The sequence below is a fragment of the Paludibaculum fermentans genome (genome assembly GCF_015277775.1).
GTDB classification, from domain to species: domain Bacteria; phylum Acidobacteriota; class Terriglobia; order Bryobacterales; family Bryobacteraceae; genus Paludibaculum; species Paludibaculum fermentans.
Map to the genome: position 1 here is coordinate 9441956 of NZ_CP063849.1, position 26109 is coordinate 9468064.

Sequence of the window (26109 nt, forward strand, 5' to 3'; positions counted from 1 at the left end):
ATGAAGATTACTTCTGTCCGCCTGGTGAACACCCGCCCAAAGCGCCCCGTCCCCAGTTACACGCCGGCCCCCGGTTCCTGGAGCACGCAAGCCGTGGAAGTCGCCAATCCCATGTCGATCTACCCGCGCTACAAGGCCACCCGCTCCCTCTTCTTTCCCGACGCCGGCAAAGTCCCCGGCTTCACCGTCGAGATCGCTACCGATAAGGGTGTCAAGGGCTATGGCAGCGGGGGCGCCGCAGGCGGAGTCATAGTGGAAGGCCACCTCACCAAACTTCTGCTCGGCGAGGATCCTTTCGACATCGAGAAACTCTGGGACATCCAATGGCGTTCCACCATGCACTACGGCCGGATGGGCGTGACGATGAACGCGATCAGCGGGGTCGACCTGGCCCTCTGGGATCTCATCGGCAATGCTCTCGGGATGCCGGTATACAAGCTGCTCGGTGGGCAGACAAAGGACAGGATCCCTGCCTACTGCACCGGCAACGACATTGAGCAGCATGTCGAGTTCGGTTTCAAGCGACTGAAACTAGCCATGCCGCACGGCCCTGCCGATGGCCGGGAAGGGATGCGGAGGAACGAAGAGGTGGTGAAGCGGGCCAGGGCCGTCCTGGGCCCGGATGGCGAGATCATGCTCGACTGCTGGATGGCCTGGACCGAACGCTATACCCTCGAGATGGCGGCCCTGCTCGAACCACATCGCATTTATTGGATGGAAGAGGTCCTCCAACCCCACGACTACGCCGGTTTTGGCCGTCTCCGCAAGGCCATCCGCTCCACCCGCATCGTCACCGGAGAGCACGAGTACGGCCGCTACGGTTTCCGCAACCTGCTGGAGCACGAAGCGGCCGAAATTTGGCAGCCCGACCTTCACTGGTGTGGCGGCCTGACTGAGGCTAGAAAGATTGCCGCCCTCGCCGCCGCCTATGACATCCCCGTCATCCCACACGGCGGAGGAACCACGCAGGACGGCCTCCACTTCATCATGTCGGCCACCAATAGCCCATGGGCCGAAATGTTCCTGCCGCCTCCAGGTGGCCCACCCGAGGTCTACAAGCGGTTCGAGGAGGAGTACCGGGTCACCAGGGGTCCGGAAGGAATCTACACCGCCCCTTCGGATCGCCCTGGCTTCGGCTGGGACTTCGAACCCGTTTAGACAATCCGCTCAACCTTGCCGGCGGTATGGGTCGGCCGCCTAATTCGCCCATCTGGAGCTTCGTTCTTACCGGCGCGGATTCCCGCGCCCCACGTTGCGTGCCCCTCGGCGTTTGCCTCCCATTGAGCGCTTTTTGTGCGGAACACCTCGAAGTTGTCCGGTGTCGAACTTCCCAGGATGACCCGCATAAACTGCAGGTGGCTCCTGCCACTGGGACACGCGTTGTTGGATTGCATTGTCCTGGCGTGGTGCATGCATGGGCACGCACGTCCGCCGCAGTTCTCAACGGCCATTTGTGGTGCAATGCCAGCCGCTCTCTTGCTGCAGGAGAGCCCGGGCATAGCCTTCGATCTGCGCACGCTTCCACCGCCCAGCGACTATTTGTTCCTTCAATCCGGCAATGCTCTGGCCGGGTTGATTGCGGGTGTATTGAACCCATCCCCCTGGTTTGTGCACGGCGCACGAGGTTGGGATCCCATCGCGTTCACCACCTACCAACTGCTGGCGTTCGCATCGTGGCTCCTCATCGGAACCTGGGTCCAATCCGGGCATCCCCGCTTGCGAGCCGTGATGCTCGCTTACCTGCTGGCCCGCTGTTGGATTGCAGCCTTCGGGCTCTACGAGGTAGGTTGGCGAATCCAAACGGCATTCTGGATCTGCCTCACGCTTTGGCTCATACTCCGCGCGATACTCTGCACAATCCTGGCGGCAGTCAGGACCGTCAGGTCTTGGAGTGCATGGAAATCCCAATAGGAGAACCGGGGCGGGTCTGATCTACGCCGCCCAACTGAGTCGGAGCCATGATGCCGTGCCCGTTCTACACACACGTAACCGAACGCCTCACGCTACCGGTTCCAACCCTCTGGATTGCGGAACCACGTGCCCGTGCCTACTTACAGTGTTCAGCCACCTGCTCAACGTACTGCTTCAATTCACCCTTGGAGCGTTTCTCGAGTAGTTCGTCCAGAAACGGCCACTTTGCCTTCGGCTTGGTCTTCAAAATGGATTCGTAGGCGCTCAATGCGCCTTCCGTCGCGGCCATGAAAACGGCGGCATCGTCTTTGGCCTTCTCTGGGTGTTCAATGATGAAGGCCGCGGCCGACGGCAGCATTTGCGTGAATATCTCGGCGGCGTAGTTCTTCTTGGCCGTGAACACTGGGCCCACGAGATTGCCGCAGACTTTGACGTTGATATCCGGAACATCAATCAGCCAATGTACGAGCCAGTTACGCTGTTCCTTGGCTTGAGGGCCCAGTGGGTCAGCTTCCAGCGACCGCGCGATTGCCACGGCCTTGGTTCGATCCTCCGGCGTCGAAGGTTTGCGGTCCTGCGTTTCAGCGTGTGCCGCCAATACGGTTAGCAGCAAAGGAGTGATTGCATGGAAAGAAAAAGGCATTACAGACGCTATTATCCATGAAATGACTTGCGCTTAGCCCGCAGCGGCCCATACGCCAATAATCCAGCCATTGTTTTGCGTCTCAGTAGGGTGGCAGCAGCAGGCGATGGCCCTCCAGGGGCCCGAACAGCTTTCTCTGTCTGTGCGGTGACAATCCCTCGGCCGGCAGTCCAAGGGCGTCACCCACGGCGGTGCCGAGAATACAGCCGAGAATCGCCTCGTCCAATGGCAACCGCATTCAAAGAGGAGGACGCTAATCCGCAATGGAAAGTTGATGACAATTTGCAATCGCACAATACCGGCCGCAGCTCTCCGAACAGCGCCATCCCACCCCTCCCTTCGCTATCCTGAACACAGTCCCATGCCCAGGCAACAGCCTCAAGCTGAGTTCACCAGAGTATTGCCGGCCATCGCTGCCACCCTCCTCTTCCTCAGCCTCTGGTCAGCCGTCGCCCAACCCGCCGCCCACCCCTTTGAGCCCCACTGGCAGCACCTCAAATCGACCCTCTCCAACGACGACCTCTACCGCCTCATGTGGGCTCTCCCCAAGGGCGGTGACCTCCACAACCACCACGAATACTCCATCCCGATGTCCTTCTGGCTCGAAGGCGCGGCGCGGCACGGCTACCTCACCCGCACAAGGGTCAGCAGTTGCGGCGAGTCGGAAGCCTTCCAGTGGCTCACCCTCCGCCCGGATTCCGTCAGCAAGCTCTCCGCCTGCGCGCAGCGTGACTTCACGCCCGTATCCGCCCTCACCGCTCCCCAGCGCAAGGCCTGGCTCGCCGCCCTCACGCTCGACCCGAGCGAATCCAAGGACGAATTCTTCGATCGCCTGGTCCGCCGCCTCGGCGATCTCGAACGCGACCCGCAACTGATGGGCGATGCCCTGATCCTCGCCCAGAGGCAGCTTCAGGCCGAGGATGCCGTCTATCTCGAAACGCAGCTGGACCCCCGCGAATTCCACGGTTTGACGGAAGATCAAGGCGCCGCGGCCATCCGCGCCCGTCTGGCCAAACCAGACTCTCTCGCCACGAGAATCCCCGTGCGCCTGCAGGTCTCCGCCCTACGCTTCCTGCCCGGTGCGGAGGACGATCTCCGGCAGGGCTTCGCCTTCGTCCATCGCAATCGCGACCTCTGGGTCGGCATGAACCTCGTCGGCCGTGAGGACAACCCCGACGGGCGTCCCGCTCGGTTCGCTGCAGTGCTCCGCGAACTGCGCCGCGCTTACCCCGATGTGCACTTGAGCCTCCATGCCGGCGAGAGCAGCCAGGCGGACACCCATGTAGCCGATACCCTCGCCATCGGCGCCGAACGCATCGGCCATGGCACCAATGCCTATATGGACCCGAATGCCATGAAGCTGCTCCGCGCAGGCCGCCAGCTAATCGAAGTCAGCCTCACCAGTAACCTGGCGCTCGGCTACGTCCCCGACCTCCGTCGCCACCCCTTCCCCACCTACCTCCGCCAAGGCATGCCCGTCTGCCTGAATACCGACGACCGCGGCGTCATGGACTCCAATCTCACCGACGAATACTTCGCCGCCGTAGCCCTTTTCGACCTGACTTGGGCAGAAGTAGTCCAGATCGGCCGCTGGAGCCTGGAATACTCCTTCGCCGAAGCTCCGCTCAAGCAGGAACTCCTGGCTCGATTCGCGAGCAACGTTGCCGCTTTTGAGAAATCCTACTCTTCCGCGGATTGGCCGCAGCGCCTGTCGCGCGTGCCGCCGCGGTCCTCCGGCACTACGCCGCGCCTGATGAAATTGCGCCCGCAGCCCTCGGCCCGCCCCGCCGCCCGTAATTAGTCAGCCGTCGGGTTCAATTCGGCGAGACATGCGAGATGTTCGCGGGCTCCAAAACTTGTCCGAACCCGCTGCTTACGCGACCATATTCAGATGACGGCCAGTCCCGCCACCCAATCGCCAGAACATCACTCCGTCTCGAACCTCCTCGATTGGACCCTCCTCCTCCTCCCAGGCCTGATTTGGGGTGCATCGTTCCTCTTCATCGCACAGGGACTCGAAAGCCTGCCTCCGAACGGCATCACCTTTACCCGCCTCGTCATCGGCTTCCTGACCCTTTCCCTCTTTCCCGGAGTCCGCCGCCCCGTGGCCCGCGCCGACTGGGGCCGTGTCGCCCTCCTGGGCATCATCTGGATGGCCTTCCCGCTCAGCCTCTTCCCCTTCGCTGAACAGCGCGTCTCCTCGGCCCTCACCGGCATGCTCAACGGAGCCACGCCCCTCTTCGCCGCCGCCGTCGCCAGCCTCCTCGCCCGCAGCCTGCCGCCGCGCCCCGTCCTGCTTGGCTTGGCCGTCGGCTTCGCCGGGACCATTCTCGTGGCCGTGCCCAGCCTCGGCGAAGGCAGCAACCAGGCCGCTGGAGTGTTGATGATTCTAGTCGCTGTCATGAGCTACGGCTTCTCTATCAACCTCGCCCGGCCCTTGCAGCAGCGCAACGGAGCCCTGCCCGTCATCTGGCGCGCCGTAGGCTTCGCGGTCCTGTTGACGGCCCCATTAGGCGTACCGGCCCTCCGCTCCGCTCACTGGACCTTGCCCTCGCTCCTGTCGCTGCTCGCATTGGGCATCTTCGGCACAGGCATCGCCTACATCCTCCTGGCCGTGGCGGCAGGCCGCATCGGAGCGACCCGCGCCTCCGCCTCCACCTTTCTGATCCCCGGAGTCGCCCTCCTCCTGGGCGTTCTCGTGCGGGGCGAGCGCGTAGCCCTGCTCTCCCTCTGCGGCGGCGCCGTCTCCCTGGCCGGGGCGATCCTGATCCGCCGCGCCAGCCAGACCGCCGCGGCCAAATCCTGAGCCCGGCATACCAAGTGCGGATGCCTACCCACAAACCGCCCGGCATCCGTATGTGCAACGCTGGAAGTGCCATGAGAGACACAGAGACCATCGAAACTGAGCTGATGGAAATCAGCGCCATAGCCGACGATAGCCTCAAACTCGAGCGCATCATCGAGTGGTGTGCCACGCACCCTGACGAAGTCCCCTTCGCTTTGCACGTGCTGATGGGAAGCAAAACCAGCAAGCCCCCCGAAAGTGCCTGAGTCGCAGCCGGCCTGACCTCCTGAGTCGTGACGAGCAGCGGAGCACTGATCCAGATTCCCCACGTCCCTCCAGGCTGTTCAAACCCCGGCCGAAACGTGGGGCGAGCCTCCAGGCTTGCGGGCCGGCTCTCCAGCCGGCCTTCTTTCTTTGGGGTTCCATTTCGAGGTATCTTCACGGAGCATCACCTGGCCCCGTCGGCAGAAAGACTCTCGATCGCAGCCTAACCGGGAAGTGCCGGGCCGCTGTCCATCCACCGGAGAGCGCTTCAGTCCTCTGACGCTAAAGCGGGGAGGCGCGTCTGATCCGCTCAAGGTAATCAGCGGACGATGCCGCAAATCCAGCCATTCATCCTCAAGGAAGTAGACCCCTTTTACGGAACTCGCCCTCACGAAACCAGCCGCCGCCGGAATGAGTCCGAAGCCGAGAATAGACGGATCTTGTGAGCCCTGGGATCCTCTCCGTCACCTCAAATCGCGCCACCACAGAGTTCTGTTCAGCCTGTCCTCTCCGCTAAAATCAGAGGTTCGCCGACAGAGCCCTTCCCGGCTCCTCCATCTCATCACCCTGCCATCCTGAGTCACAAAATGAACAGAAGATCCTTCGTAGCTGCTTCCCTCGCCATACCCGCCACGGCCTCCGCCGCTCCACCTCCGGAATCCGCCCCCGGCCACGACGCCCTGCGTTGCGGCTCGGATGGCGTCTTCCGCATCCTGGCCATCTCCGACCTCCACTACACCCCGAACATCGACACCCACGGCATCGCGCTCGCGGAACGCCTCATCGAGACCGAAAAGCCCAATCTGGTCATCGTCAACGGCGACTGCCTCTCCGGCAAGGACAGCCAGGCAGAAGCGGAACTCCGCACCTCCATCGGCTTTGTCGCCGCCGCCATGGAGAAGAAACAGGTGCCCTGGGCCGTCACGTTCGGCAACCACGACCAGGAGCACTTCCCCAAAACTCAAATCGGCAAGGATGCCGTCCTGGCCATCTATTCCTCCTACCCTCACAACCTCAACGCCGGGTACAGGCAAGGCCTTCATGGGGCAGGGAACAAGCACCTCTTAATCTGGAACGCAGCCGGCACCCGGCCGGTCTACTGCGTCTGGCTGCTCGACTCGCAGGACTACTTCCAGGATGGGAAGAACCGCCCCTACGACTGGATCCATGCCGATCAGATCCTCTGGTACTACCAGACATCAGCCGAACTGGAACAACTCCACGGCGCCAAAGTGCCCGGCCTGATGTTCTTCCACATTCCGCTGTGCGAATTCAACGAGATGGTCAACCACGGCAAAATTGTCGGAACCAGGCAGGAGCATGAGTCGCCATCGCCCATCAACAGCGGGCTCTTCGCGGCGCTACTCGATCGCGGCGACGTGCGCGGCGTTTACTGCGGTCACGACCACGTCAACAACTATATGGGCCGCTGGCGTGGCATCGAACTCGGCTACGACGGTTCCCTCGGCCACTACGCCTATCCCCACGTTCAACCCGACGACCCCTCAAATCTCCACGTTCGCGGGGGGCGCGTCTTCGAAATCACCGACGGAGCGCCCGCTCGTCACAAAACCTGGATGCGCTTCAAGGACGGCTCCAGGAACTGGGAGTCACTCTCGGACGCCTTCACCCACGACCAGATCAAGGATTAGGGCGATGCCCGCTCCCGCTCCTCACCGGCCTCGCACCGCCCATGCCATGCCGTCCGGTTGCTTGCCTGCTTCGAGGCGCCCCGTCACTTCCATCGACTGCAAGTCGACAATCACCACATAGTCGTCCGGAGTGCAGGCCACGTAAGCTCGCGCTCCGCCCGGCTCCATCTGGATGCCCGCCGCGCCGCGACCGATCTTCAGCCGCTTCACCGTCCGGCGCGTCGCCGCATCCAGAATCGTCAAATCGGGCCCCCGCAACGTGGAAACGAAAACCAGCTTGCCGTCCGGCGTGAACTTCAATCGGTTCGCCCCCGTCACATCGGCGGCCAGCGTCTGGACCACCTTCTTCGAGGCAACATCCAGAATCGATACCGTCCCGTCCTGCGCATTGGCCGCCCAAAGCTCCTTGCCGTCCGGAGAAATATCGAATCCCTCCGCTCCGCGGCCCACAGCCACCACGGTCTCGTCCCAATCCTGCGGTGGAGCATTCATCGGGCCGCCCGCCCCAGGGGCCTGCACGCTTTTCTTCTCGATAAACGTCATTGTGGCGGAACTGACATTGGAGGTGACCAGCCATTTCAGATCAGGAGAAACCGCAATCATATGCGTCCGGTTCTGCCCGGTCCCCAACACCAGGTCGATCTTTTGTGAGGCGGGATCATAGCGCCCGATCACCTTCGCTGCCTCTGCCGTGAACCAGACCATTCCACCCTGGAAATCCAGGCCATGCGGTCCCCGCAACGCCCCAAGATCCACTGTGGGCAGCGCTTTCTGGCCCACCAGGTCAATCACGGAAATCGTGTTGTACCGCCCGCCTCCATAGTTCGAAATGAAAGCAAACCGCCCATCCGTCGAGGCCACCACTTCATGAGGATCCGGTCCGGAAGGAATCCGGGCGACCACCTGATGGCTCCCGGGATCGACGATCGCCAAAGTCTGTTCACTCTTCGAAAGCACCAGCAACGCCGCGGTAGGAGTGTCCGCCCCCGGCAGCAACCCCGGCATCATCAGCCCCGCCACGGCCAGTATGCAATCGATCTTCCACATCATGACCAAAGAGTATACCCCTGGCGGGCTGACGCACCCAGGCGCGGTTCATCCCGCCCCTCTCGGCAGGGCTGCCCTTTCCGAAGCGCGGGCGAACGGAAGCGCTCTGAACTCCACCCTCCCGCCATGCCCCACGAGGCCACACGGCAGCGGGATCACCGGAGCTTATGAGGCCCGGCCTCCACCCCGGCCGGCGCGTCACTTCTTCGCACCACCCCGCTTGCCCACCCGTTCCTCCACCCACTGCAGGACAAAATCGGCAATCTGCAGATTGTTCCTGTCCTGCATGATCATGTGGCTGTTCCCGCGAATCCCGCGTTCCGGCGGGTTGAACATCTGCGCCTTGCCCCCAGCCGCCTGGATCCGGCCGATCAGCGCCTGGCAGCTCTCGAAAGACTCCTGCCAGGAGGCTCGCGTCGAAATGCCCGTCGGGATGTCCCGGTGGTCGCCAAAGACCACCAGGATCGGTATCGACGCCAGCGTCTTGATCTGCTCCTCGGTATAGTTCGCCGGACAGCGCCCCGGCTCAACCAGCACCAGGCCCTTCGCCGCCGACGGATTCAGCAGCGCCGCCGCCAGCGGAAATGGCCCCGATTGCGAGTGCCCCATCAGCACCGCGCCCTTCAGTTGAACGGCAAGTTCAGACAACGCCTTCAGCGTCGGATTCGGTGTCGGAATACCGCCAAAACTGAGGTCGGGCACCCCCTGCTTCGAGAGTTCATCCACCGCCCCCACCGGAAACTGACTGTCCGGAAAGGGAGCGCCGGGCTTCGCGCCAAACCGGAAGTTCGGCCAGACCGATTCGTCGCTGAAGCGCAGGATATTGGGTAGGTTGCCCGGCGGCGTCGACCCCGCGCGCACGTCATTGAACAGGGCCTGGTTGAACCCGGATCGCCCGCGCCCCACCTGGTCCGGCACATACACCGGATGGCCCTTTCGCACGAAATACTCGTCCCACCCCATCCGCCCGTCCGGTGTGGTCTCCCACGATTTGCCCGTCAGGGTCGCGCCGTGAACCATGACCACCGGGACATTGCGGAACCCCCGTTGCGGCACCATGTACCGCACATACATCTGGTTGACGGCAATGTGACCCGCTGGGCCGAACCCGCCCAACTCCGTGCGTGTCTGTTCAGACTTCTCGCCGCCGATGAAGAAACTGCCTTGCGCCTTCAACACAAGCGGCGGGCTGGGCGTTTGAAGGTCTTCCATCGACTCGGCCATCACCCCGCCGGGCGCAATCAGAAAACCCCGAGCGCGATGACCTGGCTTCTCATTCTTCCTCCTCCAAATCCTTGGCCACCCTCATTTCTGTCCAAAAACCTCTTTCGCGATGCCGATAGCGGTTACCCCACTGGCGCCAGCAGGCTGAGCAGTCCGGCAGCGGCTGTCAAGCGTCCCATCGCTGGTCTGTCGCTGGTCTTTTCTTGCTCCGTCAGCGATTGATCATCCGCTGCAGTGGTTCGGGGTAACGTGCCCCCTCAAACGTGATCCGCGACGCGGCGCTCTCGATCTCCTGCCGGTCTTCTGGAGTCAACTCGATGGAGGCCGCGCCAAGATTCTCCTCCAGCCGGTGCGCCTTGGTCGTTCCTGGAATCGGCACGATCCAAGGTTTCTGGGCCAGGACCCAGGCCAGTGCGATCTGCGCCGGCGTCGCGTTCTTTGCCCGCGCCATCGCCTCCAGCAACTCGACCACGCCCCGGTTCGCCTTCCGGTTCTCCGCCGAAAAACGCGGCACGACATTACGGAAATCCGTGCTGTCGAATGTGGTGCTCTCGTCGATCTTGCCCGTCAGATAACCCTTCCCCAGCGGGCTGAAAGGAACGAAGCCAATGCCCAACTCCTCCAGCACCGGCAGGATCTCCGCCTCCGGCTCCCGCCACCACAACGAGTACTCGCTCTGCAGGGCGCTCACGGGCTGAACCTTGTGTGCGCGCCGGATCGTCTCGACACCCGCCTCTGACAGGCCGAAGTGTTTGACCTTCCCTTCCTGGATCAGGTCTTTCACGGTGCCGGCCACGTCTTCAATCGGTACATTCGGATCCACACGGTGTTGGTAGAACAGGTCGATGACTTCGGTCTTGAGCCGCTTGAGCGATGCCTCGGCAACCTCTCGGATGTGCTCCGGCCGGCTGTTGAGCCCCGCGATCTTCCCGGCGGCGTCAAACTGAAACCCGAACTTGGTGGCGATCACCACATCGGTCCGGAACGGAGCCAGCGCCTCGCCCACGAGTTCCTCATTCAGATACGGGCCGTAAGCTTCGGCGGTATCGAAGAACGTGACGCCACGCTCCACGGCCAGCCGCAGGACGCCGGTCATCTCCTGCCGGTCTTTCGCCGGGCCATACCCGAAACTCATGCCCATGCAGCCCAGGCCCAGCGCCGAAACCTCGAGCTTGCTCTTGCCCAATAGTCGCTTTTCCACACTGCCTCCTTTGGTCACACCTCCAGCCTAGGCCCGATCCCGCGGTCGGCGTTACCACAATCCTCTGCAATTCTTGCCTGATCCTGTCGATCGCCAAATCTCCATCGTCCCCGCAAAGCGATGGGCGGGCTTGCCTCGGCGACGCTCGAACCAGCTCAGTGCGGCTCGCGATGAGCGATCGCAAGCTGCGCTGCCTGGCTGCGTGTCCGCCACAGCAAGATGAAGATCCCCGCCAGCGCCGCGTACGTGGCCGCCAGCAGCCAGCCCGTCTCCCACGGGATCCCGTCCAGGTGAGCGGCCGAAACCGGCCACAAAAACTGGATCGCAAACCAGCCGCGGTGTGTCAGCATGTCGATCACGATATGCAGCAACCAGCCCAGTAGCTCCCAGACGGGCCTCCGCGCGACGATCCATGCGGACGCAAAGGCCAGCCCGAAGATCAACAGACTGTGGACGCAGTTATAAAGCCCAAAGACCCAATCCAGGCGCGGCCCCCCGGGTTGCGGCAGCAGCGTGGTCGTAACGCCGGTCACCCGCCACCAGATCCGCAAGACCGCCGGCACCGTGAAACTGGCGAGGTCCGGCAAAACTCCGAAGAACACCGCCCACCCAAGCCGCACCGCCGGACCCGGCCGCCGGTTCACAAAGATCGCCGCGGCCGCCGTGCACAACCCATGAGCAACAATGTCCACTTCTCTACGACTCCTGGTTCCTCATCCTAATCCCCTCTCGCCGGATCTGCCGCCAGGCCGTAGCCTCGCCCCGTGGCTTGCCGCCCCAAACCGCACAATCTACTGCGAGCAGGATTCGATCCTCATCGATCGTTCCAATAAGAACCCCGTCAGTTCCTGAAACATCTCGGTCCGTTGACCGGCCGAGAACCCGTCAAACAGGTCGCCGGTATGAGACATCCAGCAAAACCGCGTGCCGGCCGGATACTGCTGCAGCTTACGCTTCAGCCCGTCCATGGTTCTGCTGGAATAGCCGTCCACGCGAAAAGCGGACGGGTAGATCCACCCGCCATTGGTGGCCTCAATCGCTATCGCGCCTTGGATGTGCGCGCGTCCCCACCGCTCCTGGCACCCGTCGCCCAGGCATAGCGCGGCAAGGCGCTTCCGCCGGGGCTCATCCAGCAGCCACGCTTGCGCCGTGCCGATTGAGCTGAACAGCGCATCGCCCAACCGGCTCTCCTCATTCGCGCCGTTTCCGGTAAGCGGGTGGCCCTCCAGCTCTGCCGTTCGGCCGCGCCACTGCTCCACCCACTTCTCCAGGCGCCTCCACAGGTACGGTTCCACCTCCGGCCCGCCTTCGGATGCCAGCACCCCGGCCGCGCCCAGGGCCACCTCCGCGTCGGGGTCGTCCAGCCGGACAATCGCCTCCGCCTGGAGGGCCGGAGTCCACGCCACCGTTGCGACGCTGCCCAGCAGATAGCGGAAGAAGCCGCAGTGCTTGCGCTGGCCCATGGCCTGTTGGAGCATCCTTCGGCCCTCGCCATTCTCCTCGGGCGCCACCCGCACGAAGTAGCTCACCTCCGGCTGCTCCATGGCGCACGGAGCGGGGTGTTGGCCGGCAATCCTGTGCACCTCCTCCAGTATTCGCGGCGACGCGAACTTTGCCACCAGCGGCATCGTGGCTGCATAGTCGCGCTTCAATTGGCTCAGCAGGGCATCGTCGATCTCCGCTAGCGGCTGGGCCGGCAGCTCCCGCACCGCATACCCGGCAAAGCGCGGCGATCCGCTGGCAATGTCCTCCTGGATCACTCGAACAACCTCCTGCGGCGAGAGCTGCGCCAGTCGCTGCAAGGCCGCAATCGCCAGGCCCCCCTCCGTCCCCCAGACATTCGGGGGCATCGCCTGCCTCAACGCATTCTTTGGCTTCTGCCTGGCCAGCAGTTGCCGCAATACCGGAATCATCTCCGGACCTCTCACCAGGTCCCACTTGTGGTCGAGCAACTCAACTTGTTGCTCTTCAGGGAACTCCAGGAACTGGGCGATCAGTTGCGCCCGCGTCAATCCATAGTCGTCCGGCGGCACCAGCTTGGCGGCCTTGGCCTCCTCCGGCGCCACTGCGGCAATCGCTGCCGCCGAGGTCTTCCGCCCATCCGGATCCTTGGCGGCCGCCGCCGGAATCAGGCGGACCGCTTCCGCCCGCAGGATCGCCTCATAGCGGGCCCGCCGTTCCTCCATCAGTTTGTGGGTGCTGTCCCAGGCCGCTTTGTCGGGAATCTGCCAGGCGTGAATGGGCAAGGGCTTGGGTCGATCCTTCTCGATCCACCTGAACGCAGCCCGCACCCGTAAATCCCACTCCTGAAACCCGGCTTGCGGATCCGACAGGTAGGCGTCGAACGCGGCGACGGTCTTTCGCCGGGCGCGGGCTGCAAACAACAACAGCGTGGATGGGCTGGATCCACTCTTCCGGGCGATCTCGAACGCAAACTGCACGGCGGGCGCGGTTCCCAGGTACTCCAATTCACGCCTGGCCAGGAGCACCTTCTCATCTGGAGGGGCAGGGATGAGCGGCTGATCCTCCGCCTTGGCTGCCCCGGCCGCTGGCGGCTCCAGAACGGCCCGGATCTCCGCCAGCTTCCTCGCCTCCCAGGTCGGATCGGCAGCCTGGATCTCGATCTCGACCATGTTCGAAACCGCGGCGAAACCCACGGTCTTTCTCTCCGATTCGCCGGGCGCGCTCGCTCGAGCGAGGCGATGCGATTTCAAATAGAAGCGGTAACGGCCCGGACGGTCGAAGCGGAACCACTGATTGAGCTCCACTTCGACCCTCACCGGTTTCGAGTCCAGCACTGGATACCCGCGAATCCCGCCCGCCATCCCTCCCATCACGCCGCTCCCGAAATAGTCGATGTACGGATCCGTCACCTCCTGTTCCATGACGAATTCCTCGGTGGGCAGCCTTCCGCTGCGGTCGTAACTCGCGGCGTTGAGCTTGTATTTCTCAGGCGTATCGCTGGAGAACTCCAGGGTGAGCGGCAGTCGCTCTCCCATGTGGAATGTGCGCTTTCCGCCCGGGGTGTACACCCGGAAGTGGAGGTCGGCGGGATTCGAGGCAACCTCCTTCGCATGACTCGTGTCGAAATTCTCCGTGAGACTCCGTGCTCCGGCGGCGGAAAAGCTCGTGAGGGCGGCAGCCAGCCACAGACACGACATTGGCCTCAAACGCATAGGTATGCCTCGGAATGGCGGCTGCCAGTCGAGAAGCGGCCCGCCGCCAGCAACGGACGCAGTACGAAGGTGCGGCCCTCTCCGTATCGGGAGTCGCGCTGTTCCAAACTCCAAAGAGCTGGCCTTCTGGTATGAAGACACTGTCCAATTGCGCGAAGTTCCCAAAAGCACGCGCGACCCGCCCCAACCCTCAAACCATCCCCGCCAGGTACTCCAACAGGTGCCTGGTCCGCCGCCGGCTCACCTCCAGCTTCACTCCATTCCTGAGCGTCACCTCTCCGTTCCCACTCTCGGGCCGAACCTCGGTCACCGCGCTCAAATTCACCAGCGCCGCCCGGGAAATCCGGAAGAATCGCGAAGGCGCCAGTCGACGCTCCAGCTCATTCAGTGTCGGAGCCATCCAATAATCGCTGCTGTCCGCCACCAGGCGCGTCAGGCTTCCTTCCGACCCGAAGTAGAGGATCCGCGATTCCTCCACCACGACAAACTGCGACCCCTTTCGTGCCAGAAATCTCGTCGGCGCCGTCGCTCCCGGCCGCAAGGCCCGCTCCAACGCGGCCTCCTGGCTTCTCAGCGGAGTGGGCAGCGCGCGGATGCGATCGAGCGACTGCGCCAGCCGGGCCCGCCCCACGGGCTTCAGCAGGTAGTCCACCGCATTCAACTCGAAGGCCTCCACCGCGTATTGATCGCAGGCCGTGCAGAAAATGATGTGCGGTCGCGGCTGCGGCAGGCAGGCCGCCACGTCGATCCCGCTGCAGCCCGGCATCTGGATGTCCAGCAGGATCCCGTGCGGGCGCAGTTGTGCGGCCAACTCCATCGCCTGCGTCCCGTTGGCCGCCTCTCCCGCGATCTCACCATCTGGATGGGCGGCCAGCAACTGGCGCAGGCGCACCAGCGTGGGCGGTTCGTCATCCACAATCAGGACGCGCATCACTCGCCTCCGCGAATCCGAACCCCGCCCTTCACCGGGAATGCCTCGCTCAAAGCGTCCCCACCGCCCCCGTGTTATCGTCGAATCCGAGCCAACTTCCCCCGGCAATCATGTCCGAATCCGCCGCCACGCCCATCCTCGACCTCGAGCAACCCCCGCCGCCCCTGCCGGGCACCCTCCACCTCTACTTCATCGTCTTCACCACCGGAGTAGTTGTTCTCTCCTCACTCATCCTGCGGGACTTGCATCAGTTGCCTGACTGGCACTGGCCGGCAGTCAATGAGATCCTGCTCTTCCCGCTGGTCTGGCTGGGCATCGCCGCCCACGAAGCCAGCCACGCCCTCGTGGGCCGCATCGGGGGCATCGAGTTCGGTGGCATCTCGGTCGGTGGCTTTGTCTTCCTGAAGTCGGGCACTCGCTGGACCTGCCGCTTCGAGCTGCGTCATATCTTTTCCGGCTTCTTCCGGCCGCTCTGCGGCACTGTCGGCTTCGACCGTTCCAAATGGGCCTGGATGGTGGCCGGAGGACCACTCGCCAGCGTCGCCCTGGCCGTCAGTTCCGGCTGGCTCTGCGCCCAATCCGGCAGCGGCCGCTGGGCCTGGCTGGGCACCCTCTTCTGGACTTCGCTGTTCCTCTCCTCGGTTTCGCTCATCCCCTCCTCCAGCGGTTTAGTTCGAACGGATGGCGCCCGCCTGTGGCAGCTCTTGCGAAGGCCCCAGCCGGCCCGTTCCTGGATCGCTTTGCTGGCCATCCAGACTGCGGACACCGCGGGCATTCTGCCCCGCTCCTGGAGCCCGGAACCCGTCCAGGAAATGCTGCGCATGCCGCCCGCGGAACCGGAGTACTCCTACTGCCAGCTTCTGGTCTTCTACCGCCTCATCGACGAATGCGAGGAGACCGCCGCCTTGCCGCATCTCGAAAACGCGCTCTCCGGCCTGCGCCGTGCGCCAACGCCCTACCGGCAAATGGTCTACATCGAGGCCGCCTGCGCCAGCGCCAACATTCGCAAAAACCCGGAGCAGGCCAGGCAATGGAGGCAGCGCGCAACCGCCCTCATGAAACCCCGTTCCCTCGAAGCTGTCGATGCGGAGATCGCCATCGCCGAAGGCCGCTACGAAGCAGCCCTGAAGCATCTGGAAGCCGCCCAAGCCCACCTCGACAAATCCGGCTTCGACTCCGGCCTGGCCCGCTTTGCCCGCGAGCAATGGGCCCAGAGCGCTGCGCTCTGCCGCGCGGCACTCCGGTGAACCAACCCTGGGAAGCCGGCCGGGCAAGCCCCAGTCCCGGAGCGTAAGCGACGGGCTAACCAGGCGTACTCAACGGAGGGGGCCACGGCGACCCACTTGCCTTCAATGAAGTCTGAGTATGGCCCTGCGGGCCGCCAAAGCGGAGGAAGCCGCCCCCACATCCCCAGTCCCAGAGCGCAGCGACGGGCTACGCGGGCGCCTTCAATGGAGCCGCCCACTCTGGAGCCGGGTGGTTTGGACCACCTGGGCCGCATGGCCGCCGGACGGAGCCGCGAACTGAGGATCAGCTCAGGCGGCGGTGAGCCTTCTCACATGGAGGCCCTTCCTGCCTTTTTCGGCGTGCCAGAGGTCGTACTGGAGCTGCTGGTTGAGCCAACTCTCCGCACTCGTGTCAAAGGCGATGGACAGCCGGACCGCCATCTCCGGGCTAATGCCGGCTCGTCCGTTGAGGATGCCGGAAAGGGTCTTGCGGCTCACGCCCAGCGACCGCGCAGTCTCCGTCACGCTCAGCCCCAATGGTTCGAGGCACAGCGTTTTGAGTACCTCGCCAGGGTGTGGAGGATTATGCATCTTCATCGTTCCCTCAGTGGTAGTCTTCATAGTCCACACGCTCAACATCCTTGCCAGCCCAGGTGAAGGTGACGCGCCAGTTGCCGCTCACTTTCACCGCCCACGTGCCTTTTCTCGGGCCGCTCAGCTCATGGAGGTCCAAGCCCGGCAGGTCCATGTCGCAAGCGGTTGTCGATACATTCAGCCGGCCGAGGATCAGTCGAAGCCGGTCAGCGTGCTTGGCCTGAATGCCCGATCTGGTTCCGGCGGTAGAGGTCCGTTCGAGTCCATAATGCCGGGATCCTTCTATGGAAACGCTCTGAGTGTAACGCAAGTGGTTACAGGTCGCACAAGCCACATGGCCGTACCTCGAGAGCGCGCCCTCCGGCCTACAGCGCACGGGCAAGCTCCACCGGCAAACGATCTTGAGTGAGGCAGCCTGCGCCAGCGCCAGCATTCGCAGGAACCCGGAGCAGGCCAGGCAATGGAGGCAGCGCGCAACCGCCCTTGGGAAACCCCGTTCCCTCGAAGCAGTCGATGCGGAAATCGCCATCGCCGAAGGCCGCTACGAAGCTGCCCTGCAGCATCTGGAAGCCGCCCAAGCCCACCTCGACAAATCCGGCTTCGACTCCGGCCTGGCCCGCTTCGCCCGCGAGCAATGGGCCCAGAGCGCTGCGCTCTGCCGCGCGACACTCCGGTGAACCAACCCTGGGAAGCCGGCCGGGCAAGCCCCAGTCCCGGAGCGTAAGCGACGGGCTAAGCGCGATCCACCCTGCCCCCTCCACCGCAGCGCCCTGGCGAGGCACTCCTGGCGCCCTGCAACTGCGAAGCCGGCGCGGAGCAGCAGTCCAGTGCACCTTCCAGACCGCCAACTGCCCATCCGGGAACCGGCCAGCCACCTGAGCGGCTCATCCGTCCCCATCAAATCGCACCCTCAATTCCCGAGCGCCGCCACATGGCCGCCGGATGCCAACTCCTCGCCGCCGCGAACACCCACCTCCCGAGACCGCCGCCCGTTCGCCAGGAGCATCCCACCCCAGCGAGAGGAACCCCCCGTGCGAGACTCAATGGATGCGACTCGCCCTGATCCTCCCGTTCGCCTGCGCCCTCCCCCTGCTCGCTGCGCCCGACTGGCAGGACTCGGTACACGTCGCCAGTTCCAGCACCCACACCCTCGTCATCGCGCCGGACGGAACCGTCGCGTGCCAGGGCAGCAACCGCTACCGCGTGTGCGGCGCCGATCCGGGCATCGAGTTCGTCGAGAAGCTCTCTCCGGTGCCCGGCGTGCCCAAGGGGCGGGCGGTCGCAGTGCCGGACGCATGGATCAGTATGGTGCTGGGCGAGGACGGCCGGGTCTACGTCTGGGGTCGCAATGATTTCGGCCTCTTGGGTGGGACCGATCGCGGACCCACCTATGAGCAGCCAAAGCCCACCCCCCTCCCGGCGCTGCAGGGTGTCGTCGGAATCGCCGCTTTCGTCCACGGCGGAGCGGCCTTGCTCCAGGACGGCACGGTGTGGATGTGGGGAGAGGACCGCGAAGGGCTGCTCGCCACGGGGACCCTCACCCTGTCGGGACAGTCTGGAAAGCCGCACTACACGCCGCGGCGGGTGGAGGGGCTCGAAGGAGTCGTGCAGATCGTGGGCGGCTACAAGCACATGCTCGCTCTGAAATCCGATGGGACGGTTTGGACTTGGGGTGCCAACAAGTACGGCGAATTGGGACTCGGAGACCAACAGGCGCGAGCCAGGCCGGCCAGGATTCAGTCGCTGGCGGGCATCACCCGGATCTATGCCTCCGGAAGCACCGCAGGAGCGCGGCAGGCGAACGGCGCGTGGCTGGTATGGGGCCCGTCGCCGGCGCCCACGATTGTCGAGGATCGCGGGCCGTTGGTGCTGAACCCTGCACCCTTACCCGGCCTGCTGCGCGAGGCCACCGACCTGGCGGACGGCGCCGCGGCCTTCCGTGACGGCACGGTGCGCACCTGGGGCGGCAACTCGTTCGGGTCGCTCGGGACGGGAGGCGGCGTAGACGCATACTCGTCGCGAGGCGTGCTCGTCCGGACACTCTCGTCGGTCGTGCGCGTGTGGACGGGCGGCAGCAGGGGCTTCGCCCTCAAATCGGACGGCACCCTCTACATGTGGGGCCCCTCGGGTACAGAGAGCACCGGGATTTACAGGGTGCCCAAGGTGATCGCGACGTTTCCGATGGCCCCGCCGCCCAAGCAGTGAAAACTGCGGTCGCTGATTCAGCCTGTGAATAGCTCATGGATGAGGAGGAGGGACGGAAGACAGGGAGTCCGTTCTGAATCGTCGGCTACCCGGAAGCGGTCCATTGGGACGTGGAGTGGCCATCTCGAGCACGGGCCGCGTCCGAAAATCTCCTGGATCACCACACGGTAGCCAGGGCCTACTTCTTCGCGCTCGCCCGAGCGTCGACGCGGATCATTGGTACTACCCTCGCCTGTGCCTCCGTCCGCTCGACCGGCCGTCCCTGAAACCATCTGTACTCAGCACGGGAACGGCTACTGGCCCTGGCTGGGCTCCCTCTTCTGGACATCGCTCTTCCTCTCCTCGGCTTCCCTCATCTTCTCCTCCAGCGGCATCATTCGAACGGAGGGTGCCTGCCTGTGGCAGCCCATTCGAAGCCCTCGGACGGCACGTTCCTGGCGACAACTCAGGACCTGGAGCCGGCCTAGCCTGCTCTGCCCGGAAGCGATGGGTATAGATAGCTCCCCTCAGTGTGCGGTAAGTCAGTGAACAGACTATCAGAAGCCGCGGTTACTCAATCCGCCGCCGTCCTCGCGTTTTGAGTCATCCGCGAGGATTCACGGGAAAGCTCCCAGAGCTGGGTCACTGCCTCCCGCTAGGCCGAAAGCCGGCCTGCCGGTGTCTACCATGGACTCGACACCGTCGAAACGCCAAAGATATCTCTTGCGGTTTCTGCAGAAGCGCTGATCTGTCGGCTGAACCAGCTTTGAGGGCAGTTTCGTCAGCCGGGGATTGAGCGGCGTGCGTTAGTGAGCGGTGCCGGACTGGTGTGCCAAAGAGTGCCGAGAAGAAATCGGAAGCCCATTGGATATTCGATATACTGGAGATGGTCAGCAGTTTCTACCTTGGCACGCAGTCTATGCATATTGCGCAAGTGCACATAAAGAATTTCCGGCTTTTCGACGACTTGTCACTCAGCCTTGGTCCTGGACTCAATCTCATCGTCGGGGAAAATAACTCCGGCAAGACCTCTCTGGTCGACGCAATCCGGTACACTTTGGAGACGAACTCATCCGAGTGGGTAAAGATTCAAGAGAGCGACTTCCGGAGAGGGCAATCGCGCTTCTCGATCCAGCTAAAATTCGAAGCGATCACAGTGCGGCAAGCGCGTGTTTTCGTGGAACATATCACGCACGAGGAAGTTCTCGAGAAGCGGGAAAGATGTTCGGCCCTATACGTCACGTTAACTGCCGAACTCACCGACCATGTCGCCCGCGGAGTTCGGTACATTCGTACCGAACTCCGCTCGGGTAGAAACGGAACCGGACCAACCATAGAGCGTGAAGTGCGGGCGTACCTCTCTGCGACATACCTTCGTCCGTTGCGCGATGCAGAGTCCGAACTCACGGCCAGCAGAGGGTCACGGTTGTCTCAAGTGCTGCATTCTTCCAAATCGTTAAGGGAAGCAACCAACGTTATTGGCCTGCTGACAGCCCTCATCAACGCAAACAAGTCGATTCTCGGTAACCAAGCCATCAAAAAGAGCCTCAATCAAATTCAGCAGCAGATAAGATCAATCAGCTTTGCCAATAGTACTTTCCGGCCCGCTATCGAGATCGTCGGAGGTACCGACATCAATAGGCTCTCTGAAGCTGAAAGAAAGCAGATGTGTCGAGCAATCCTCGAGAAACTGCAATTGCTTATCGACGAAGAGGATCGTCAACAAGGTCTTGGCTATAGTAATTTGCTATTTATGGCTACGGAACTTCTTCTGCTCGAACAGGAACAGGATGACTTTCCATTCTTGCTGATTGAGGAACCCGAAGCTCACCTTCATCCGCAATTGCAGATGAAATTCCTAAAAGCGCTGCGGGACGACTTTGGCCAGCTAGGAATGCCCAGTCTCCAAAGTATTCTGACAACGCATAGCCCTAACCTAGCATCAAAGGCGCCCCTTGAATCGGTGATCATCATGGCACGAGGCCAAGCCTTCCCTTTGAGACCCACTGACACAGCACTTGACAGTGACGATTATGTGTTTCTAGAGAAATTCCTCGATGTGACCAAATCGAATCTGTTCTTCGCGAGGGCTGTATTGATTGTCGAGGGAGATGCGGAGAACATCCTCCTCCCAACCATCGCGGAGCTTCTAGGGAAACCTCTTGAGGACTACGGCGTCTCAATAGTGAACGTTGGTAGTACAGCGTACGCGCGGTATGCGAAAATATTCCAGAGGAAAGATTCTCGACGGTGGATTCCGATTCGGGTGATGTGTGTGAGAGACCTGGACCTTTGGCCCAGAAGGGCCGAGTTTCGAGGGGACGGCGACACTATCGGTTTCAAGAAAGCAATTCCGAAGAAAGCAAATGGAAAGGGCGGCAACGAGGACTGTTGGATCGATTTCTACGACACCAAGGCACTCCAGGACTTCAAGGATCTTCGCAGAAAAATCAGAGGGCAGAACGTCGAGGTCGAACTATCTGCCCGGTGGACGTTTGAGTATTGCCTTGCCTTGGGCTCGCTATTCGCGTTGCTTTACGAAGCAGTGAATGGGAGCAACGAGGACATCGATACTCTGCCCACGGATCCAGAGGAGCGAGCAATATACCTATACGGACTCATTGAGAGCCCGTCTCGGAAAACGGAGGTGGCCTATCGACTGGTGTCGCTCCTCAGGAAGACATTTACGCCTGCGCGCTCTGCACCTTTGCCCAATGAGGACGCGACTGCATCAGAAGAGCGAGAGCAGGCATTTCAGGCGAGGGCAGCCCAACTGCAGCAGGAATTGCGTGACAAACTGCCTTGTTACATAGTTCGTGCCATCGATTACGTAACGAACAATGCAGAAGCGCCTATGTTGCCTCCCACTGCCGAAGCGGTCCAGTGCTGATGTCTCCAACCCAAATAGGTGAGTCCGATATCGACCGCCTCTTGGCGCGTCTGAATAGTGGCGAGCCCGATCCGACTCGGCATCTGTCTCTCGATGAGTCGAGGCGGAGGGCAATTCTGAATTCCACCGACGTGCAAGCCTGTCCTGGAAGCGGTAAGACGACGCTGGTCGGCCTCAAGCTGATGCTCCTCCTGGAGAATTGGCACGACGCCTACAGTGGAATCTGCGTTCTGACGCATTCCAATGTTGGAATCGCCGAGATCTTGTCACGCGTCGGGAGCGATGTTGCAGGCAGCAAGCTGCTCAGCTATCCGCACTTCATCGGGACCATTCAAGACTTCACGAACACCTTCCTTGCCCTGCCATATGCGAGAAGCCGGGAATGGGATGTTCACCTTGTCGACGAAAGCGAGTTCGCCAAAATCATAGAGTCCGCCTTTGGGTGGAACTTCAAAGTCCATGATCGGAAGGAAAATGAGAAGTATCAGTTCTCCTACTATTTCAAGAATGGAAAAATCGACGCATCACTCTTCTCTTTCGAGCACAAAGACGGCCAGCTCAAAATAAAAGCGGACTTCATGGATCGTGTTCATCGGTTCGTCGACCTCAAAAGGAGTGGGTATGACGAGGACTATTTCTTCGACAAACGCGTCCGGTTTTGCAGTGACGGTCTGTTTTTGTATTCAGAAATGTACGAATTGGCGAAACAGGCAATCGCTTCGAATAGGGAACTGGTAGCGGCTCTGCGTTCGCGCTTCAAGATTGTGATACTCGATGAGATGCAAGATACCCAAAGGCATCAGGATGAGTTACTTAATGTAATCTTCCCCCCGACCAGATGCTCAATCCAGCGATTTGGTGATCCGGATCAGTCGATTTTCGATGCGATGGGCGGCCAATTGCCAAACATCACGTACAATGAGGCAGCATTGCACTGTATCACGGAGAGCCACCGCTTTGTCCCGTCCATCGCATCGACGCTTGCATCGCTTAGTTATCGTCGGGTTGGTTCATTCACAGGATTGCGGTCTCCGCTCGCAGATAGTCCGCGCAACACGATCTTTCTTTTTGAGAGTACCTCTATCGAGAAGGTGTTACCGGCCTTCGCCACATTGGCGCTAGCGTTACCTAAGCAACATCGATCTGTAGTAAAAGCCATTGGCGGGATAGGAAAAACGGCCAGCGCGACAGGTCTCACTCTGCCCAGTTACTGGGCCCCGTTCGATTCCAAAATCCAGTCCGCAAGCTTTCGAGCGAAGTCGCTGTGCGATGCCGTGCGGTTTTGTGCTCGGGCTGGCGGTGGTGACGTCGCGAGCCGCTACGACGTGCTACTAGTCGCGGTTCTGGATTGGATGAGGCGAGCCGGTCGGAAGTACACAACGCGCTTCGGCAAATGTATATCATTCAATCGCACAATGCTAAACGCCTACCTGAAAGAGCGAGAGAAGACGCTTGCTTTCGGCGAGGTGATGAATTTATTCATCCGTGGATATGTTCCGTCTGAGGACGAGTGGCAGGAAGCTGTCAATGTGCTCACTTCTATTTTGGAGCTTCCTGAGTTGAATGAGAGAGCCTCTGAGTTTGTGGCATATAACAGAGTTCATTATGAAGAATCGGATGAACAGATATCACTAAAGAATCCAAATGTCTACGACTCTGTGGATGGCGTGCGGATCGTGCTCTCGACGATTCATGGCGTGAAAGGTGAGACACACGACGCCACGCTAGTCTGCGAGACAAAATACGATCATTGGTATGACATACGAGAGATGGTTCAGTTTCTCTGTAATGCGGATTCTGTTCGACCTATAGCCGATTACACGCAGCCGAAGAGTAAGGAGACAAATCGGGCGACATTTATGAAGCGTCTGTTTGTCGCGATGAGCCGTCCTCGTTACTTGCTTTGTTTGGCAATGACAAAAAGTCATCTGACCGGGGCTCAGCGAACGCATTTACAAGCCGTGGCGGGATGGGCCATCAAAGACCTAACAGTAAAGAGCGGAAGCGCGGAGGCGAGATGCCTATTTGAGCAGAGTTAGTCTTCCCAATGGCGCAGCAGTGAGTCTAACTAGTGGTTGAGTTGCCTGCATTTTTATAAGCATTCAGGCTAATGGCGGAAATGAGGGCGCGGACATACGCCGCCGCCGCTACTGCTGCGTACCCCTGCCAATCATCGTTCTTTTTTTCATCGCAATAATCACAGATGCCTCGGACGATTAAATACTGCTGGCCGGCTGTCCAGGCAGCGTCGGCGATACCAGATCCTTCCATTTCCACCGCGGCGACACCGCAGTCTCGAGCAACTTGATCTCGAAGAGTCGGATTCTTGAGAAGAACGTTGGCTGCACCAATAATGCCATAGTGAATTTTTGGTAGACCGGCATTGCGACTCGGATCAACTGGATGAGCTACAGGGATTGGATCGCCGGTGTCCCATTTATACAATAGATCCGTTGATTCATGGGGGCGCGAAGCATTTTCTAGGAGGTTAGCTCTTTGCAGGAATTCCTCCCACGGATATCGTTTCATGAGTCGCTCCGATTCCAAAACCCGTGACGAGCCGATCATTCGCGCTGAAGGTTTTGAGGAGGAACTGCGGAGGTGTATTTTATCAATTCCTACTTTGAGATTGTCATACTGTACTACGCCCGATGAATTGGAAACAACTATATCTCCTAGTCTGATGTGCCTATCAGGTGATTCCGGCTTCGGTATCCCGCCGGCAATTCCTACCATAATCACATCTTCGATACTGGGAAAGCTTCTCAAGAGGTGGCTTGCCGCGGCCGCCGCGCTGTTATTCCCCATCTCCTTCAATAGCGTAACTGCAACGATATGAGATCCGCTTTCATCCCTCGCCGGAATCGTTCCGAGAACGTAGTCGTTAGGGTCACTTGCGATTGGGCTAGTCCTCTCTTCTTCCAGCATAGTTCGCATTGCGGCAAACTCCTTTGGAAGCGCAGTGATGATGCCTATGCGGATGGCTTGGGCACGCAGAGATTTTGCAAGCCCTGACTGTAAGGAATTATCTTCCGGAATCACCGCGAGGCTCAACAGCGGCCACACACTCGACAAAACATCGACCACACCCGTCGATGAACTTCCAGTCGCTCGACTGCCTGCCATCCGAGCGTCGGTCGCGATCCGAATTGCCGCGTTATATAGGTCTGATGCCAGCCCAACGTCTTGTGACTTAACTTCTTCCGAGAGTCGAAGGCATAGCAAAACCATGGCCCTATTCGCCTCACCGCGATCCAAAGGCAGTTTGTGCGCAATAACGGGCAGGCCGCCCAGTTCTTGAAGTACCGACGCTCCGATTTGCTTGCCGCGAAGCTCGGCGTCGGAAGGGTTCAATGTGAATAGCTCATTCACCGGCGCGAGATCGAGCTCCTTGGCCATGCGGCCAACAGTAGATTCTGGGATGCTAGGGCAGATGCAAATCGAATGACCACACTGCATACATAGGCCTGGATATCGCAACAGAAAGGCCTCCTCAAAGTCAAACGGAGGCTGACCGTCGAGCTCCAGCCGAACGCGATGTTCGTTTGCGAAGCCCATCAAATAGGAAAAGACATCGGCGGCTTCACCTGCGAAGTATTTCGGATGCTTTTCGAATACCCTAACCGCCTCTGCTAGTTCTCCTAACTCCTCAAGTAAGCCCAGCGTGCTCCGCCCGCTATTTACAGTGACTGTATCGCGTTCATAGATATCGTGGAACATCTGCTGCCACTGATTCAATCCGCGCGGACGCCTGTGGCTGTTTTCGGCGTGCTTCGCCAGGACGGCCGCGTGGTCCACTGTCCTAGTAGTTCCCTGCGTGGTTTTACAGATTTTGTCTTTATGTGGGCATTGTCGACAGTAGGGGCAGGCGTACGGAAATTTGCGGAAAATCAGAGACTCAACACTGGTTACTCGGAATCTCGCCAGAAGCGGAAAGAACCAAGCCAGGGATTTGCACAGTGCGTCTTCAATATTGAAGTCTTCCCGTTTTTTCTTTCGATCGTAGGCGGTCAGCATGCCGCACGTCTCCACAAAATGCCCAAAGGTTGCACTTGGAGATCTTTGGGCGTTCTGCTCCGAGTAAATCGTCGATACCATCAAATACAGGTCGTCCAACGAGTATTGCGCACGGTTGCTGCCAGGAGCGAGAGTCATACCTCTTTATATCAGAAGTCGATATCGGTGCTACGCTGAAAGTCGCAGTTGGTGTGTCATTTGATAGCGAGGGCCTCCGTATGCTACCCCCACTGGAGGGGCATGGCGTCGCCATATCGCCCGTCAATTCCTCCGCTTTACTCCGGATTGGCGCGCCACCCGGAAGTGGAGCCCGCGGTTCCGGGCACGGCGTGCGGGAGTGAGGCCAAAACTCCGGTGTTCGAAG

The 26109-nt window shown here is 61.0% G+C and carries 22 protein-coding genes; 11 read left to right on the forward strand and 11 right to left on the reverse strand.

The window, feature by feature from the left end; genetic code table 11:
- Together IRI77_RS37495 and IRI77_RS37500 are read left to right on the forward strand one after the other, a co-directional pair.
- Window positions 1-1158 carry an enolase C-terminal domain-like protein gene (locus IRI77_RS37495; RefSeq protein WP_194450027.1) on the forward strand — a complete coding sequence of 386 codons (1158 nt, stop codon included), beginning with the start codon at window positions 1-3 and terminating at the stop codon, window positions 1156-1158.
- 303 nt (window positions 1159-1461) lie between these two features.
- Window positions 1462-1911, forward strand: a complete 450-nt coding sequence (locus IRI77_RS37500) for a hypothetical protein (protein WP_194450028.1) — start codon at window positions 1462-1464, stop codon at window positions 1909-1911.
- A gap of 136 nt (window positions 1912-2047) precedes the next feature.
- On the opposite strand, the gene IRI77_RS37505 is transcribed toward IRI77_RS37500, so the two are convergent.
- Complete coding sequence (locus tag IRI77_RS37505) at window positions 2048-2554, reverse strand: hypothetical protein (protein WP_194450029.1); 507 nt, start codon at window positions 2552-2554, stop codon at window positions 2048-2050.
- Window positions 2555-2636: 82 nt separating this feature from the next.
- Window positions 2637-2792, reverse strand: a complete 156-nt coding sequence (locus tag IRI77_RS38820; RefSeq protein ID WP_194450030.1) for an ADP-ribosylglycohydrolase family protein — start codon at window positions 2790-2792, stop codon at window positions 2637-2639.
- Window positions 2793-2915: 123 nt separating this feature from the next.
- Between IRI77_RS38820 and IRI77_RS37515 the strand changes: the two genes are divergently transcribed.
- The 4 genes from IRI77_RS37515 (at window position 2916) to IRI77_RS37530 (ending at window position 7255) form a co-directional block, all read left to right on the forward strand.
- Window positions 2916-4355: an adenosine deaminase family protein gene (locus tag IRI77_RS37515; RefSeq protein ID WP_194450031.1), complete on the forward strand. Its 1440-nt coding sequence runs from the start codon at window positions 2916-2918 to the stop codon at window positions 4353-4355.
- A 90-nt stretch (window positions 4356-4445) separates the two neighbouring features.
- A complete protein-coding gene (locus tag IRI77_RS37520) occupies window positions 4446-5360 on the forward strand; it encodes a DMT family transporter (protein ID WP_194450032.1) in 915 nt (304 codons plus the stop codon).
- Between the two features lie 71 nt (window positions 5361-5431).
- The gene (locus IRI77_RS37525) at window positions 5432-5605 is read left to right on the forward strand and encodes a hypothetical protein (RefSeq protein ID WP_194450033.1); all 174 of its coding nucleotides are present in this window, start codon (window positions 5432-5434) and stop codon (window positions 5603-5605) included.
- A gap of 585 nt (window positions 5606-6190) precedes the next feature.
- Window positions 6191-7255, forward strand: a complete 1065-nt coding sequence (locus IRI77_RS37530; RefSeq protein WP_194450034.1) for a metallophosphoesterase family protein — start codon at window positions 6191-6193, stop codon at window positions 7253-7255.
- A gap of 21 nt (window positions 7256-7276) precedes the next feature.
- On the opposite strand, the gene IRI77_RS37535 is transcribed toward IRI77_RS37530, so the two are convergent.
- The 6 genes from IRI77_RS37535 to IRI77_RS37560 all read right to left on the reverse strand — a co-directional run bounded on the left by IRI77_RS37535 (window position 7277) and on the right by IRI77_RS37560 (window position 14834).
- The gene (locus IRI77_RS37535) at window positions 7277-8305 is read right to left on the reverse strand and encodes a beta-propeller fold lactonase family protein (RefSeq protein WP_228486523.1); all 1029 of its coding nucleotides are present in this window, start codon (window positions 8303-8305) and stop codon (window positions 7277-7279) included.
- 195 nt (window positions 8306-8500) lie between these two features.
- Window positions 8501-9514, reverse strand: a complete 1014-nt coding sequence (locus IRI77_RS37540; RefSeq protein WP_194450035.1) for an alpha/beta hydrolase family protein — start codon at window positions 9512-9514, stop codon at window positions 8501-8503.
- A gap of 223 nt (window positions 9515-9737) precedes the next feature.
- Window positions 9738-10727, reverse strand: a complete 990-nt coding sequence (locus tag IRI77_RS37545) for an aldo/keto reductase (protein ID WP_194450036.1) — start codon at window positions 10725-10727, stop codon at window positions 9738-9740.
- 155 nt (window positions 10728-10882) lie between these two features.
- Window positions 10883-11419, reverse strand: coding sequence for a metal-dependent hydrolase (locus IRI77_RS37550; RefSeq protein WP_194450037.1), 537 nt, complete (start codon window positions 11417-11419; stop codon window positions 10883-10885).
- A 99-nt stretch (window positions 11420-11518) separates the two neighbouring features.
- Window positions 11519-13888 (reverse strand): hypothetical protein, encoded by a 2370-nt coding sequence (locus tag IRI77_RS37555; protein WP_194450038.1) that lies wholly within the window; start codon window positions 13886-13888, stop codon window positions 11519-11521.
- A 205-nt stretch (window positions 13889-14093) separates the two neighbouring features.
- Complete coding sequence (locus tag IRI77_RS37560) at window positions 14094-14834, reverse strand: LytR/AlgR family response regulator transcription factor (protein WP_194450039.1); 741 nt, start codon at window positions 14832-14834, stop codon at window positions 14094-14096.
- 110 nt (window positions 14835-14944) lie between these two features.
- Here IRI77_RS37560 and IRI77_RS37565 point away from each other — a divergent pair, with 110 nt between their 5' ends.
- Window positions 14945-16081, forward strand: coding sequence for a zinc metalloprotease (locus IRI77_RS37565; RefSeq protein ID WP_194450040.1), 1137 nt, complete (start codon window positions 14945-14947; stop codon window positions 16079-16081).
- A 288-nt stretch (window positions 16082-16369) separates the two neighbouring features.
- Here the strand turns inward: IRI77_RS37565 and IRI77_RS37570 are convergent, their stop codons facing one another.
- The gene (locus tag IRI77_RS37570; RefSeq protein ID WP_194453938.1) at window positions 16370-16657 is read right to left on the reverse strand and encodes a HigA family addiction module antitoxin; all 288 of its coding nucleotides are present in this window, start codon (window positions 16655-16657) and stop codon (window positions 16370-16372) included.
- A gap of 7 nt (window positions 16658-16664) precedes the next feature.
- Window positions 16665-16940, reverse strand: coding sequence for a type II toxin-antitoxin system RelE/ParE family toxin (locus IRI77_RS37575; RefSeq protein ID WP_407674128.1), 276 nt, complete (start codon window positions 16938-16940; stop codon window positions 16665-16667).
- A 115-nt stretch (window positions 16941-17055) separates the two neighbouring features.
- Here IRI77_RS37575 and IRI77_RS37580 point away from each other — a divergent pair, with 115 nt between their 5' ends.
- The 4 genes from IRI77_RS37580 to IRI77_RS37595 all read left to right on the forward strand — a co-directional run bounded on the left by IRI77_RS37580 (window position 17056) and on the right by IRI77_RS37595 (window position 23767).
- Window positions 17056-17331, forward strand: coding sequence for a hypothetical protein (locus IRI77_RS37580; RefSeq protein ID WP_194450042.1), 276 nt, complete (start codon window positions 17056-17058; stop codon window positions 17329-17331).
- A 370-nt stretch (window positions 17332-17701) separates the two neighbouring features.
- The gene (locus tag IRI77_RS37585; RefSeq protein WP_194450043.1) at window positions 17702-18859 is read left to right on the forward strand and encodes an RCC1 domain-containing protein; all 1158 of its coding nucleotides are present in this window, start codon (window positions 17702-17704) and stop codon (window positions 18857-18859) included.
- 808 nt (window positions 18860-19667) lie between these two features.
- The gene (locus IRI77_RS37590; protein WP_228486525.1) at window positions 19668-21728 is read left to right on the forward strand and encodes an ATP-dependent nuclease; all 2061 of its coding nucleotides are present in this window, start codon (window positions 19668-19670) and stop codon (window positions 21726-21728) included.
- Window positions 21728-23767 (forward strand): UvrD-helicase domain-containing protein, encoded by a 2040-nt coding sequence (locus tag IRI77_RS37595; protein WP_194450044.1) that lies wholly within the window; start codon window positions 21728-21730, stop codon window positions 23765-23767. The genes IRI77_RS37590 and IRI77_RS37595 overlap by 1 nt, the downstream gene beginning before the upstream one ends.
- 25 nt (window positions 23768-23792) lie before the next feature.
- On the opposite strand, the gene IRI77_RS37600 is transcribed toward IRI77_RS37595, so the two are convergent.
- A complete protein-coding gene (locus IRI77_RS37600) occupies window positions 23793-25745 on the reverse strand; it encodes a 5'-methylthioadenosine/S-adenosylhomocysteine nucleosidase family protein (RefSeq protein WP_194450045.1) in 1953 nt (650 codons plus the stop codon).
- Between the last annotated feature and the right edge of the window lie 364 nt (window positions 25746-26109).

Excerpts from the sequence above, each read along its gene's own strand:
- IRI77_RS37560 (WP_194450039.1), bottom strand. The coding sequence starts at position 14,834 with ATGCGCGTCCTGATTGTGGATGACGAACCGCCCACGCTGGTGCGCCTG.
- IRI77_RS38820 (WP_194450030.1), bottom strand. The coding sequence starts at position 2,792 with ATGCGGTTGCCATTGGACGAGGCGATTCTCGGCTGTATTCTCGGCACC.
- IRI77_RS37495 (WP_194450027.1), top strand. The coding sequence starts at position 1 with ATGAAGATTACTTCTGTCCGCCTGGTGAACACCCGCCCAAAGCGCCCC.
- IRI77_RS37525 (WP_194450033.1), top strand. The coding sequence starts at position 5,432 with ATGAGAGACACAGAGACCATCGAAACTGAGCTGATGGAAATCAGCGCC.
- IRI77_RS37505 (WP_194450029.1), bottom strand. The coding sequence starts at position 2,554 with ATGCCTTTTTCTTTCCATGCAATCACTCCTTTGCTGCTAACCGTATTG.
- IRI77_RS37530 (WP_194450034.1), top strand. The coding sequence starts at position 6,191 with ATGAACAGAAGATCCTTCGTAGCTGCTTCCCTCGCCATACCCGCCACG.
- IRI77_RS37555 (WP_194450038.1), bottom strand. The coding sequence starts at position 13,888 with ATGTCGTGTCTGTGGCTGGCTGCCGCCCTCACGAGCTTTTCCGCCGCC.
- IRI77_RS37570 (WP_194453938.1), bottom strand. The coding sequence starts at position 16,657 with ATGAAGATGCATAATCCTCCACACCCTGGCGAGGTACTCAAAACGCTG.
- IRI77_RS37540 (WP_194450035.1), bottom strand. The coding sequence starts at position 9,514 with ATGGAAGACCTTCAAACGCCCAGCCCGCCGCTTGTGTTGAAGGCGCAA.
- IRI77_RS37600 (WP_194450045.1), bottom strand. The coding sequence starts at position 25,745 with ATGCTGACCGCCTACGATCGAAAGAAAAAACGGGAAGACTTCAATATT.
- IRI77_RS37535 (WP_228486523.1), bottom strand. The coding sequence starts at position 8,305 with ATGATGTGGAAGATCGATTGCATACTGGCCGTGGCGGGGCTGATGATG.
- IRI77_RS37520 (WP_194450032.1), top strand. The coding sequence starts at position 4,446 with ATGACGGCCAGTCCCGCCACCCAATCGCCAGAACATCACTCCGTCTCG.
- IRI77_RS37585 (WP_194450043.1), top strand. The coding sequence starts at position 17,702 with ATGCGACTCGCCCTGATCCTCCCGTTCGCCTGCGCCCTCCCCCTGCTC.
- IRI77_RS37515 (WP_194450031.1), top strand. The coding sequence starts at position 2,916 with ATGCCCAGGCAACAGCCTCAAGCTGAGTTCACCAGAGTATTGCCGGCC.
- IRI77_RS37565 (WP_194450040.1), top strand. The coding sequence starts at position 14,945 with ATGTCCGAATCCGCCGCCACGCCCATCCTCGACCTCGAGCAACCCCCG.
- IRI77_RS37595 (WP_194450044.1), top strand. The coding sequence starts at position 21,728 with ATGTCTCCAACCCAAATAGGTGAGTCCGATATCGACCGCCTCTTGGCG.
- IRI77_RS37500 (WP_194450028.1), top strand. The coding sequence starts at position 1,462 with ATGCCAGCCGCTCTCTTGCTGCAGGAGAGCCCGGGCATAGCCTTCGAT.